Annotated in this window: 12 protein-coding genes; all 12 read right to left on the reverse strand. The window is 41.2% G+C overall.

Annotated features, from left to right (window positions below; all coding sequences use genetic code 11):
* Nucleotides 1–2: 2 nt before the first annotated feature.
* The 12 genes from hslV to rplS all read right to left on the reverse strand — a co-directional run bounded on the left by hslV (nucleotide 3) and on the right by rplS (nucleotide 12828).
* On the reverse strand, nucleotides 3–545 hold the full coding sequence (gene hslV / locus ACFVSW_RS22550; RefSeq protein WP_387318856.1) for an ATP-dependent protease subunit HslV: 543 nt from the start codon (nucleotides 543–545) through the stop codon (nucleotides 3–5).
* 337 nt (nucleotides 546–882) lie between these two features.
* Nucleotides 883–2184: an FADH(2)-oxidizing methylenetetrahydrofolate--tRNA-(uracil(54)-C(5))-methyltransferase TrmFO gene (gene trmFO / locus ACFVSW_RS22555; protein ID WP_387318857.1), complete on the reverse strand. Its 1302-nt coding sequence runs from the start codon at nucleotides 2182–2184 to the stop codon at nucleotides 883–885.
* A gap of 173 nt (nucleotides 2185–2357) precedes the next feature.
* Entirely contained in the window at nucleotides 2358–4436 is a 2079-nt protein-coding gene (topA, locus tag ACFVSW_RS22560) for a type I DNA topoisomerase (protein ID WP_387318858.1), read from the reverse strand.
* 340 nt (nucleotides 4437–4776) lie between these two features.
* Complete coding sequence (gene dprA / locus ACFVSW_RS22565; protein WP_387318859.1) at nucleotides 4777–5664, reverse strand: DNA-processing protein DprA; 888 nt, start codon at nucleotides 5662–5664, stop codon at nucleotides 4777–4779.
* A gap of 316 nt (nucleotides 5665–5980) precedes the next feature.
* Nucleotides 5981–6883, reverse strand: coding sequence for a succinate--CoA ligase subunit alpha (sucD, locus tag ACFVSW_RS22570; RefSeq protein ID WP_387318860.1), 903 nt, complete (start codon nucleotides 6881–6883; stop codon nucleotides 5981–5983).
* A 23-nt stretch (nucleotides 6884–6906) separates the two neighbouring features.
* Entirely contained in the window at nucleotides 6907–8067 is a 1161-nt protein-coding gene (gene sucC, locus ACFVSW_RS22575) for an ADP-forming succinate--CoA ligase subunit beta (RefSeq protein WP_387318861.1), read from the reverse strand.
* 92 nt (nucleotides 8068–8159) lie between these two features.
* Nucleotides 8160–8933: a ribonuclease HII gene (locus ACFVSW_RS22580; RefSeq protein WP_387318862.1), complete on the reverse strand. Its 774-nt coding sequence runs from the start codon at nucleotides 8931–8933 to the stop codon at nucleotides 8160–8162.
* 95 nt (nucleotides 8934–9028) lie between these two features.
* The gene (sdaAA, locus tag ACFVSW_RS22585) at nucleotides 9029–9934 is read right to left on the reverse strand and encodes an L-serine ammonia-lyase, iron-sulfur-dependent, subunit alpha (protein WP_387318863.1); all 906 of its coding nucleotides are present in this window, start codon (nucleotides 9932–9934) and stop codon (nucleotides 9029–9031) included.
* Between the two features lie 26 nt (nucleotides 9935–9960).
* Nucleotides 9961–10623 (reverse strand): L-serine ammonia-lyase, iron-sulfur-dependent subunit beta, encoded by a 663-nt coding sequence (sdaAB, locus tag ACFVSW_RS22590; protein WP_387318864.1) that lies wholly within the window; start codon nucleotides 10621–10623, stop codon nucleotides 9961–9963.
* Between the two features lie 179 nt (nucleotides 10624–10802).
* Nucleotides 10803–11663 (reverse strand): ribosome biogenesis GTPase YlqF, encoded by an 861-nt coding sequence (ylqF, locus tag ACFVSW_RS22595; protein ID WP_387318865.1) that lies wholly within the window; start codon nucleotides 11661–11663, stop codon nucleotides 10803–10805.
* A gap of 38 nt (nucleotides 11664–11701) precedes the next feature.
* Nucleotides 11702–12259: a signal peptidase I gene (gene lepB, locus ACFVSW_RS22600; RefSeq protein ID WP_387318866.1), complete on the reverse strand. Its 558-nt coding sequence runs from the start codon at nucleotides 12257–12259 to the stop codon at nucleotides 11702–11704.
* Between the two features lie 224 nt (nucleotides 12260–12483).
* Nucleotides 12484–12828 carry a 50S ribosomal protein L19 gene (gene rplS, locus ACFVSW_RS22605; protein ID WP_066085305.1) on the reverse strand — a complete coding sequence of 115 codons (345 nt, stop codon included), beginning with the start codon at nucleotides 12826–12828 and terminating at the stop codon, nucleotides 12484–12486.
* Nucleotides 12829–12890 lie beyond the last annotated feature (62 nt).

The raw sequence follows: 12890 nt of genomic DNA on the forward strand, positions 1-12890 counted from the left end.
CGTTATAGCTCTTCCACGATGATATTGTGGTTCGTGTATACACAAATTTCAGCAGCTATTTCTAAAGAAGCTTTCGCTATTTCTTTCGCAGATAAATGTTCTCCTGAATATTTTTTCAATGAACGCCCTGCAGCTAATGCGTAATTTCCCCCAGAGCCAATTGCGAGAATACCATCGTCAGGTTCGATAACCTCACCAGTTCCGGATACGAGCAGCAAATAGTCCTTATTCATGACAATTAGCATGGCTTCTAACTTTCTGAGGATTTTATCGCTCCTCCACTCCTTCGCAAGCTCGACAGCTGCTCTTTGAAGATTACCATTAAATTCCTCTAATTTTCCTTCAAAAAGTTCAAAGAGGGTGAACGCATCGGCAACAGAACCGGCAAAGCCGGCCAGCACCTTTCCATTAAATATCTTTCTAACCTTTTTTGCTGTGTGCTTCATCACTACAGCATTGCCAAATGTAACTTGACCATCACCTGACATGGAGCATTCACCATTATGATGGATTGCAAATATAGTTGTTGCATGAAATTGGCCCATTTAGCTAGCCCTCCTTTTGGAGTATTTTCCTTTTGCGTCTTGGACTGATATGTAACAAAAGAATAAATCTAGGACATTTAGTTATGGAAACTGTATTCATTTATACCCTCAGATGATTTGCACTATACGTTTTTCAAGTAATATTCGTTGTTCATCCATGGAAAGTAAGAAAATACTGATAGCATGTTGGGAATGTTCAATTCTATATTTTGAGTAATTACTCTCCGTTTGTAAATACACAATAAATAAAGTTAATAAAACATTCACATTTATCACAATATTTTCTTTGCAAGGGCTACTAAATCGTAACATACTTCGATAACCCTTGCAATAAACTTTACAAAAATTTCACAAAGTTCTGAATTGTTTCCAAGGCACGGTTTGCATGCTTTAGGTTTCTTTCCTGTTTCCCTTTTATTCTTTCTGGCAATTCTGGGAATAATCCGAAATTTGCATTCATCGGCTGGAAATTACCAGGATTGGCCGTGGTGATATAACGCGCCATGCTTCCAATAGCGGTTTCAGCAGGAAATACAACAGGGTCCATCCCTTGAACCAATCGGGAGGCATTGATGCCGGCAATTAATCCGCTAGCCGCCGATTCGACATATCCCTCAACACCGGTCATTTGACCAGCGAAGAATAAATCTTCACGGTTTTTGAATTGATAAGTTGCTTCCAGTACCTTTGGTGAATTGATAAAGGTATTGCGGTGCATAACACCATAGCGAATAATTTCTGCATTTTCAAGTCCGGGGATTAACTGAATAACTTCTTTTTGTGCCCCCCACTTTAAATGTGTCTGAAATCCGACAATATTAAATAGAGTTCCAGCGGCATCATCTTGACGGAGCTGTATAACTGCAAATGGCCTTTTTCCGGTTTTCGGATCCTCTAAACCAACCGGTTTTAATGGTCCAAATAACATCGTCTTTCTCCCTCTTGATGCCATTACCTCAATTGGCATACAGCCTTCGAAAAAGATTTCCTTTTCAAATTCCTTTAATGGCACTGTCTCTGCAAGAGTAAGGGCTTCATAAAAACGATTAAACTCTTCTTCCGTCATTGGACAGTTTAAATAGGCTGCATCGCCCTTATCATAGCGGGATTTCAAATAAACCTTATCCATGTTTATACTTTCTTTTTCCAGAATCGGTGCTGCGGCATCATAAAAATAAAGGTATTCCTCGCCCGTTAAGCTTTTCAGCTGTTCCGAGAGGTGCGGACTTGTTAGTGGTCCTGTTGCAATCACAGTATGACCTTCAGGAATTTCGACTACTTCCTCGTTAACGACAGTAACGTTCTCATGGTTTTTGACCAGTTCGGTAACTTTTGCAGCGAATTCATGACGGTCAACCGCCAATGCACCGCCTGCCGGAACGGAACACTCGTCAGCCGCGGCTATAATCACGGAATCAAGCTTTCTCATTTCTTCTTTTAAGACGCCAACGGCATTTGTCAATGTATTGGCCCTGAGTGAATTACTGCAAACCAATTCTGCAAATTTATCTGTATGGTGCGCTGGTGTCTGCTTTACTGGACGCATCTCATAAAGGCGCACCTTAATGCCGCGTTTTGCAATTTGCCATGCCGCTTCACTTCCCGCCAATCCGGCACCAACTACGTTTATTTCTTTCATGTTATACCTCCTGAAATTCATCCATAAACATTGGTTAAGTAATATTTTGAGTAGAAGAGTACTATTTATATATCTTTCCCACATTTAAGTCCATCTAGCATTGTACTATACGGATGAAAAAGAAAAAAGTTTTAAATACTTACAAAAATAAAAAGAGTGGAACTTTCCCACTCTTAGCTTTGCGGCTCTTCCTTGTAATCACAATTCGAACATTGGACCTGAACACCTTTTTTTAATTTCTTTTCAACTAGCAGGCCTTCACATTTTGGACAGGGGCGAGGTAATGGTTTATCCCATGAGATAAACTCACATTCCGGATATCTGGTACAGCCATAGAACAGCCTTTTTTTCTTACTTTTACGTTCGATAATTTGTCCTTCCTTACATGTAGGACAGGTAACACCAATTTCCTTGACGATCGGTTTTGTATTGCGGCAATCAGGGAAATTGCTGCAAGCCATGAATTTTCCGTACCGGCCCATTTTAAACACCATCGGGCTGCCGCAGTTTTCACAATCCTCGCCAGCAGGTTCATCTTTGATTTCTATTTTTTCCATTTCTTTTTCTGCTATTTTTAAATTTGTCTCGAACTCTTGGTAAAATGTATCTATGACTTTTATCCAAGTCATTTTTCCATCTTCAACATAGTCTAATCCCTTTTCCATCCTCGCAGTAAATTCCACGTTTATGATTTCCGGGAAAAACTCTACCATCACTTCATGAATGATTTCCCCTAGTTCAGTAGGTACAAACCGTTTATTATCAAGGGCAACATATCCCCGCTTCTGAATTGTATCCAATGTTGGCGCATATGTCGATGGGCGGCCAATCCCCAATTCTTCGAGCGCTTTTACAAGACGGGCTTCCGTATACCGCGGTGGCGGCTGCGTGAAGTGCTGCTTAGGATCAATATCCTTTTTAAACACTTCATCTCCTTCTTTGAGGTCCGGAAGCATTTTATCTGGTCCATCTACTTGGTCATCTGTGCCCTCAACATAAAGCTTCATAAAACCAGGAAACTTTATTTTAGACCCGGTAGCTCGGAATAGTACATTTCCATTCTGCAAGTCCACACTCATCGTATCCATGATTGCTTGGGCCATTTGACTCGCCAAGAAACGCTCCCAAATTAATTTGTATAAACGAAATTGATCTCTAGAAAGAAATGCTTTCAAACTATTCGGGTCTCTGAACGTGCTCGTTGGTCGAACCGCCTCATGGGCATCTTGAGCTTTTCCTTGTTTTTTTTCTTTCCTCTGATCATTCTTTAAATAACTTTCACCATATTCTGCTTGTATATATTCAGCTGCCTCTGCTTGAGCAACTTCAGAAATGCGGGTCGAATCTGTCCTCATATAGGTAATGAGACCGACTGTTCCTTCTTTTCCTAATTCAATTCCTTCGTAAAGCTGCTGAGCAAGCATCATCGTTTTCTTAGCACGGAAGTTAAGCTTTCTTGCTGCTTCCTGCTGCAAGGAAGAAGTAATAAAAGGCGGAGCGGGGTTTCTTCTTCGTTCTTTTTTTGTCACTGAGATGACCTTGAACTTGTTGTCATCCAGCTCCTTAAGAATCGCCTCAACATCCTGCTCGGATTTAAGCTCAGCTTTTTCTTGGCCGGCTAAAGAATGGAAAACTGCATTAAATTGATCATTTCCTTTTATAAATTCGCCTTCAATCGTCCAATACTCCTCTGGAGTAAAAGCTTTTATTTCTTTTTCCCTGTCGATTATCAAACGCACTGATACAGATTGAACCCTTCCTGCACTCAGCCCTTTTTTCACCTTTTTCCAAAGCAAGGGGCTGATATTATAGCCAACTAGACGGTCGAGTATCCTCCGCGCCTGCTGCGCATCAACAAGATCCATATTAATCGGGCGGGGATGCTTAAAGGATTCTTTTATCGCATCTTTAGTAATTTCATTGAAAACTACCCGGCAGTCAGATGTAATATCAACATCTAAACTATGTGCTAAATGCCAGGCAATTGCTTCCCCCTCACGATCCGGGTCAGCTGCGAGATAAATTTTCTTGGCCTTCTTAGCTGCTGTTTTCAATTCCTTTAGTACTGGACCCTTACCGCGAATGGTTATATATTTTGGTTCAAAGTTATTTTCGACATTGACACCCATTTGGCTCCGCGGTAAATCGCGAACATGCCCCATTGATGCCTTAACTTTATATTTATTTCCTAAATATCGTTCAATCGTTTTCGCTTTTGCTGGCGATTCGACGATTACAAGAAAATCTGCCATTTAAATCCTCCTTAAGAGGGAAAGTGTTAAAGCGCCTTGAATTCGGCGAATGCCTGTTTCTAAGATGCTTACGAATTGATAAGTTTTCCTAAATCCCAGTATAACAACTTGGAGCGGAGAAAATACTTTACAAAACTGCCTATCCCAAAATTTCATAATATATGTTAATTACAAGTTTATTTAATCATTTTTTATATATTCTATTTTTCGAACATCTGTTGGAAAATGTATAACATATTAGAAATTATTGCAACCTTTTTAAGCTAATTTCTCCACATAATCAGAAAAAACCTGCTAATTTTGCTAATTTATTTTAATGATTACTAGTTAATTCTCCGTTTTACCTGATTTCTTCTAGAATATCTTTAGCACTGGTCACTAGTTTAGCCCCATGTTGAATCAATTCGTTTGCTCCAATGGAATAAGGATTAAATATGCTCCCAGGCAACGAAAACACATCTCGCCCCTCGTTTACTGCATAATTTGCCGTTATCAGTGAACCGCTTTTCCGTTTTGCTTCTATAATAAACGTCCCATTGGATAGACCGCTAATGATACGATTCCGTGCTGGGAAATGCCATCTGAGCGGTTTAGTGTCTGGTGGATATTCCGAGACGACAAGTTGTGTTTTCATCATTTCTAATGCGAGTCCCATATTTTCTTTTGGGTAAATATGATATAACCCCCCAGCAATAACTGCGATTGTTTTCCCGCCATTTTTTATTGCATATTCATGCGCTAGCGCATCAATCCCCTTTGCTAAACCGCTGACAACGAGCACACCATTGTCAATTAACTCGGGGAAGATTAACCTAATAGCATTTTTTCCATATGGTGTCGCCTGTCGTGATCCTACCACAGCAAGTTTTGGTTCTCTATCAAGTAGTGATAGATCCCCTTTCACAAACAAAGCCCAGGGCGGCTGATAGATTTCTTTTAAATATCGAGGGTATTCCTTATCGATAATCGTAATGACCGTAATATCATTGGTCTCATATTGGCGAATTTGTTCGTGAATCATTTCAGGATGAAGAGATATAATGGAAGATTTGGCAAAGGAGCTATCGCGGTTAATCGGTGAAAACAAGGAAATCTGCTGCGGCGTTTGGGTTTGGAGCCGGTACAAGGACTGAAGTGTCGGGTCCTTTTTTAACATTTGAAAAACAGTATTCCATGAGATATTTGGGTAATGAAGCAAATGAATCAGTTTTTCTTTAAAGTCATCCATCTTAAACGAATCCTCCTTAATATTTAGGCTGTGTTAAAAGTGAATGTTGATTTCCGTTCCAGGCGCTTCGCTTTCCGCGGGGCGGGCGGTGAGCCTCCTCGGCGCTAAAGCGCCTGCGGGGTCTCACCTGTCCCGCTGATCCCGCAGGAGTCTCGCGCCTTCCACTCCAATCAACATTGTGCTCAAAATCAACAATGTTCTTTAACACAGCCAATATATATTATTCATGCAGAAAAAGCCCCTCAATTATGAGGGACTATCTGTTTTAACTAGATGTAAAATATTGGTGTGTCCGGCTCAAGAAGCCTTCCGCTTTTCAGTGTGTTTTACATTTTTCATATAAGCCTTGTTCTTTTAATACTTCGATTAAGGTTTCACCCATTACTGATGGTGTATCAGCTACCTTAATGCCGCATGCGTTCATGACGCGGATTTTTTCATCTGCAGTACCTTTACCGCCAGAAATAATCGCACCGGCATGGCCCATGCGCTTTCCTGGAGGCGCAGTTCGTCCGCCAATGAAGCCGACAACAGGTTTTGTCATGTTTGCTTTTACCCATTCTGCCGCTTCTTCTTCAGCCGTCCCGCCAATTTCACCGATCATGATAACGGCATATGTTTCAGGGTCTTCATTAAAAGCTTTTAGCACATCGATAAAGTTTGTCCCGTTAACAGGATCGCCGCCAATACCCACTGCAGTTGTCTGGCCTAGACCAGCTTGTGTTAATTGATGAACCGCTTCGTATGTTAAGGTTCCAGAGCGGGAAACAACACCGACATGGCCTTTAGTATGGATGTATCCAGGCATGATGCCAATCTTACATTCATCAGGAGTGATGACACCTGGGCAGTTTGGACCCACTAAACGAGTCTTCTTGCCTTCCATATAACGCTTTACTTTCACCATATCTAATACTGGGATATGTTCTGTAATACAAATTGCTAAATCCAATTCTGCATCAACCGCTTCGATAATGGCATCTGCTGCAAACGGAGCTGGAACGTAAATGACGGACGCTGTTGCGCCAGTAGCTTCAACTGCTTCTTTCACTGTATTGAATACAGGCACACCTTCAACTTCCATGCCGCCTTTACCTGGAGTGGTACCGCCAACAATTTGCGTGCCGTATTCAAGCATTTGTTTTGTATGAAAAAGGGCTGTAGAACCAGTTATCCCTTGAACAATAACTTTTGTATCTTTATTAATAAAAACGCTCACGTTAATTCCCCTTTCTTATGATCCTATTTCACTAATGCAACGATTTTTTGTGCGCCGTCTGCCATGGATTCAGCAGCAATAATGTCAATGCTTGACTCAGAAAGGATTTTCTTACCTAAGTCAACATTTGTTCCCTCTAAACGAACAACTAGTGGAACACTTAGACCAACCTGCGACGCCGCTTCTACTACACCTTCTGCGATAACATCACACTTCATGATTCCGCCAAAGATATTAACGAAAATACCTTTTACGTTTGGATCAGAAAGGATAATTTTGAATGCTTCTGTAACCTTTTCAGCTGTAGCACCGCCCCCAACATCAAGGAAGTTAGCGGGGTCGCCGCCATAATGCTTAACGATGTCCATTGTCGCCATTGCAAGGCCGGCACCATTAACCATACAGCCGATATTTCCATCTAGGGAAATATAGCTTAAATCATATTTAGATGCCTCGATTTCTTTGGCATCCTCTTCTTCAAGGTCACGATACGCCAGTACATCTTTTTGACGATATAACGCATTGGAATCAAAGTTTAATTTGGCATCTAACGCGATAACTTTGCCATCACCTGTAACGACAAGCGGATTAATTTCGGCAATCGAGCAGTCTTTTTCAATGTAGGCGTTGTATAAAGCTGTCATGAACTTTACCGCTTGATTGACTAACTCTTTTGGAATATTGATATTAAAGGCGATCCTACGAGCCTGGAATGGCTGCAGGCCAATCACTGGATCAATTTCTTCTTTAAAGATTTTCTCCGGAGTCTTTTCAGCAACCTCTTCAATTTCCGTTCCGCCTTCTTCAGAAGCCATTAACACAACACGTGAAGTGGCACGGTCTAATACCAAACCAACATAATACTCTTTTTTGATGTCACAGCCTTCTTCAATAAGCAAACGTTTTACTTCTTTACCCTCAGGACCCGTTTGGTGTGTTACCAAGGTTTTTCCAAGGATTTCATTCGCATATGTACGAACCTCGTCAAGGTTTTTCGCAACTTTAACACCACCGGCTTTCCCCCGTCCGCCTGCGTGGATTTGCGCTTTTACGACACAAACCTGTGTACCTAATTCTTTCGCCGCTTCCACTGCCTCTTCAACCGTGAATGCCACTTTTCCGTTTGGAACTGCTACCCCGAATTGCTTGAGGATCTCTTTCCCTTGATACTCATGGATATTCATTTCCCATCCTCCTAAATCTTACTCTTCTAAAAATTGACTCCGTTTTCATTTTATATAATGACAGATTCCTTGTCCACCAATATGCAAAAAAATTATATTTTGATAATATCTTTAATTGGTGCAAAGCTTTTTCGATGATAGGGAGTTATCCCATGCTGCTGAATCGCATTTATATGTTCCTTTGTCCCATACCCCATATTTTGCTGAAAGTGATAGCTCGGGTATTCCAGCGAGATTTCCTTCATCAGCTTGTCTCTAGCCACTTTTGCAATAATTGAAGCAGCTGCGATGGAAATACTTTTGGCATCCCCTTTAATAATCGATTCTGATGGGTAGGGAATTTCTAGTTTCATTGCATCAATCAGCAAAAAATCCGGTTTTGGCTGTAACGATACGATTGCTGCTTTCATTGCTTTTTTTGCGGCCTCATAAATATTAATCTCATCAATTTCGTTTGCATCAATCATCGAAACACTAAATGCCAGTGCTTCACTGCGAATGATGGCATCGTATTCCAAACGTTTCTTTTCAGATAGTTTTTTAGAATCATCAATCCCAGCCAAGAAAAAGTCAGCAGGTAAAATGACAGCCGCCGCAGCAACCGGACCTGCAAGCGGACCTCTGCCGACTTCATCGACACCTGCAATCAATTCAAAGCCATTGGATCGCCATTTAGTTTCATAGGTATTCATCTCAAGGAATTTTTCCTTTAACCGCTGTTCCTCCGCAATCTTTTTGCGCCATTTCTGTATTACCTGTTGAACACCCTTGCGCTCATCTTGAAGGATTTGTATCAAAAACGGATCTTGCTCATCCTTAATATTTGCTAATTGTCGTTCTACTTCTGCAATTGTTAGTACTTTCATTTTTTTCACCCGTAGTAATGATACATTGTCATGAGTCATATTACAATATACAAAAAAGCACACGAAAATCAAAATGAATTCGTGTGCTTTTTTAGTTAGGTAATAATTAGATTTTTGAGTTTAACGGTGTTGCCGCTTCCAAATATTTCTTGCTCTAATCTTCTACCTGTCGGTGTCGCCGCCAGTCCGCCCTCAGCTGTTTCTCTTAACGAGGAAGGCATCGATTGGCCAATCAAGAACATCGCGTGAATGACTTCATCACAAGGAATTCTACTTGTGACACCGGCAAGTGCCATATCCGCTGCCGTAATGGCATTGGAAGCGCCCATTGCATTCCGTTTTACACAAGGGACTTCCACTAACCCTGCTACTGGGTCACAGACTAATCCAAGCATATTCTTTAAAGTGATAGCCATCGCCTCTGCAGCCTGTCGTGCAGTGCCGCCAGCCAATTCTACAATTGCCGCAGCCGCCATACCGCTTGCAGAGCCAACTTCTGCTTGGCAGCCCCCTGCAGCGCCAGAAATAGAGGCGTTATTTGCAACCACGAAACCGAAGGCTGCTGCTGTAAACAAAAATTCAATCATTTCCTCGCGGGTCGGCTGCAATTTTTCCTTTACAGCAAATAAAGTCCCCGGCACTACGCCTGCTGAACCTGCAGTTGGTGTGGCACAGATTACACCCATTGCGGCATTCACTTCATTGGTCGCCACTGCTTTACTGACCGCGTCTAATAGAACCGTACCCCCAAGGGCCTTCCCGCTTTTAATATAGTTCTGGATGAGCACTGCGTCACCGCCGGTAAGGCCTGTATGGGAATGGACACCCTTAAGACCTCTTTCCACAGCTTGTTCCATTACTGTTAAATTCTTATCCATTTTCGCGATTACTTCTTCTCTCGTAAGACCCGATACTTCTATTTCTTGACGGATCATGATTTCCGCTATTTTTACTTGATTAGTTTCTGCAAGTTGAACAAGCTCCGCTACATTTCGAAACATGATCATGCCCCCTGATGTTGATTAATCTATTCCGCCATCCGAATAATTTTCGTTACATTTGCAAGATTACTTAATTCCTCAATCACCATATTTTCAATTTTTTGGTCGACCTCAATGACCATTAAGGCCATTTCCCCTTTGTCCAACCTTGAAACCTCCATATGGCCGATGTTAATTTCATATTTTGATAATACACTAGTTACTGCTGAAATAATTCCAAATCGGTCTTGGTGCACAACCAAGATTGCGGGATGTTCGCCGGACAACTTTAACGGGAAGGAGTTTAATTCGGTAATTTCAATGGTTCCGCCGCCAATTGAAATCCCGACCAGTTCAAGTTCTTCGTGCCCGCCATATAGATTTATTTTAACAGTATTTGGATGATCGGTTACTGCTTCTTCCGTCTGAAACACAACCTCTAAACCAAGGTCCTTTGCTATTGCCAATGATTTAGGCATTCTTTCATCAAAAGTATCCAGATCTAGGAGGCCTGCAACAATCGCAAAGTCTGTTCCGTGTCCCTTATAGGTTTTCGCAAATGAACCGTATAATGAGATAATCGCCTTTTTAGGAAGTTTGCCAAACAAAGTCCTAGCGACCCTGCCAATGCGAGCTGCACCTGCTGTATGAGAGCTTGACGGTCCAATCATGACCGGACCGATAATATCAAAAGCCGATCGGTATTTCATTTAAGTACGCTCCTTTTATCTTGTCATCAATCATAGTCGTTATTTTTATTTTACGAGAATAGTTCCAATGTAACCAGAGATAAATGCTGGTAAAAGTAAAAAAATGAAAGAAATAACGTTATACTTTCCCGTCGGCTAAAAAATAAGCTCCCCATCCAGGAGAGCTTCATCCAGTTTCATTATTCCTTCATTAGATCGGCAGGCCGTTCAAACGTAAGCCGTCCAAATTTCTCTGACCTAATCTCTCTTATCACCAATTCCGATACCTTATCATAATCGACGATGCCGCCTGCCATTAAACAGCCGCGAAGAACACCGATATGATCAAACATTTCAACAACGTTTTCAGGTAGGATTTCCAGATTGTACCGTTCTTTTAAACGCTTTGGATAGGCACGTTCTAAAAATCTCAGCGAGTAAACGGTCAAGTCCTGAAGGTTTAATAATGTATCTTTAATCGCTCCAGTTATAGCCAGTTTCATTCCAACCTCTTGGTCTTCAAACTTCGGCCATAAAATCCCTGGTGTATCAAGTAATTCCATTTCTTTGCCAACTTTAATCCATTGTTGTGCTTTCGTTACCCCAGGGGTATTGCCTGTCTTGGCGATATTTTTTTTGGCGAGACGATTAATAAGTGTCGACTTTCCTGCATTTGGAATACCAACAATCATCGCACGAATCGCCCTTGGGTTAACGCCTTTTGCTCTCATTCGATCAAATTTTTCTTTAAGAATTTCATGTGAGGCTTGGACAATCGTTTTCATTCCTTCTCCAGCCTGAGAATTTATTGCCAGGGCTTTTATCCCTTTTTCTGCAAAGAAGTCAATCCATTCCCTTGTCACGTCTTTATCTGCCATATCCGCTTTATTTAACAAGACTAATCTTGGTTTATGCTGGATAATTTCATCAATCATCGGGTTTCTCGAGGAATACGGAATTCTCGCATCCACCAGTTCAAAAATAATGTCAACCAGTTTTAACTTTTCCGTGACCTCTCTGCGAGCCTTGGCCATATGGCCAGGAAACCATTGGATCGTCAAAGCTGCCACCTCCTTTAAAGCGTACGCGCCTTGATGTTCTATTTCACTGTAACAATATGTGCATCTTTAATCGGCCAATAGACAACATTTGTTTTTCCGATTACTTTACTCATTGGAATTGTTCCGATGTGTCTGGAATCTTTACTCCAGCGGCGATTATCCCCCATGACAAACAATTGACCTTTCGGAACCGTTTTACGGCCTACAACGTCTTCTAAAGTAAAGGAAGCGGTAAGCGGACCATCCTCTACCTCTTTCTTATATTGATCCAAATAAGGCTCCTTATATGCTTTTCCATTTACATATAACGTATCATCCTTATACTCAACTGTGTCACCAGGAAGACCAATTACACGCTTGATGTAATCCTTTTTCTCTGGGGCATGAAAAACGATGATATCAAACCGCTTGGGCTCTCCAATTTCATAACTGAATTTATTGACAATCATCCGATCCTGATCTTTTAATGTCGGCATCATCGATAATCCATCGACAACTATTGGAGCAAAAAGAAAGTACCGAATAACTGCTGCCAGTGCTACCGCAATTAACAGGGCCTTTGTCCATTCCCATAGTTCATTTTTCTTTTTTGTCATACAATCCCCACCAATCACTATTAAAAAAAATGTTTTATACAGCTTATTTTACATAACTTAAACAAATTTAACACGATGGGAGTATCCTTTTTAATCAAACTTTAATAATTTGTTTAAAAAACAGTAGCATTCGGGGAGTCCAATATGATTATTCTGTCTATCAAAGAAGAAGATATGTATCAAAAAAAGAGCCTGCTCCTAAAGCAAGCTCTTTCCTTTTCATATTAGCGGATCTCTTTAATTCTTGCTTTTTTACCGCGAAGTTTACGCAAGTAGTAAAGCTTAGCACGGCGAACTTTACCGCGACGAAGTACTTCAAGCTTCGCAATTTTTGGTGTATGAACAGGGAAAGTACGCTCTACGCCTACTCCGTAAGAAATTTTACGAACTGTAAAAGTTTCGCTAATTCCACCACCACGACGCTTAATCACTACACCTTCGAATAACTGAATACGCTCGCGGGTACCCTCGACAACTTTTACGTGTACACGTACAGTATCACCAGGACGGAACGTTGGAAGATCAGTGCGAAGTTGTTCTTTTGTGATTTCTTCAATCAATTTTTGCATCGTTTTCAACTCCTTCCAACAGATGCTCATGCACATAAATTCCCTTATACCCTGCAGCGGAA

This window comes from Neobacillus sp. NPDC058068, from assembly GCF_042885335.1.
Classification (GTDB): Bacteria; Bacillota; Bacilli; order Bacillales; family Cytobacillaceae; genus Neobacillus.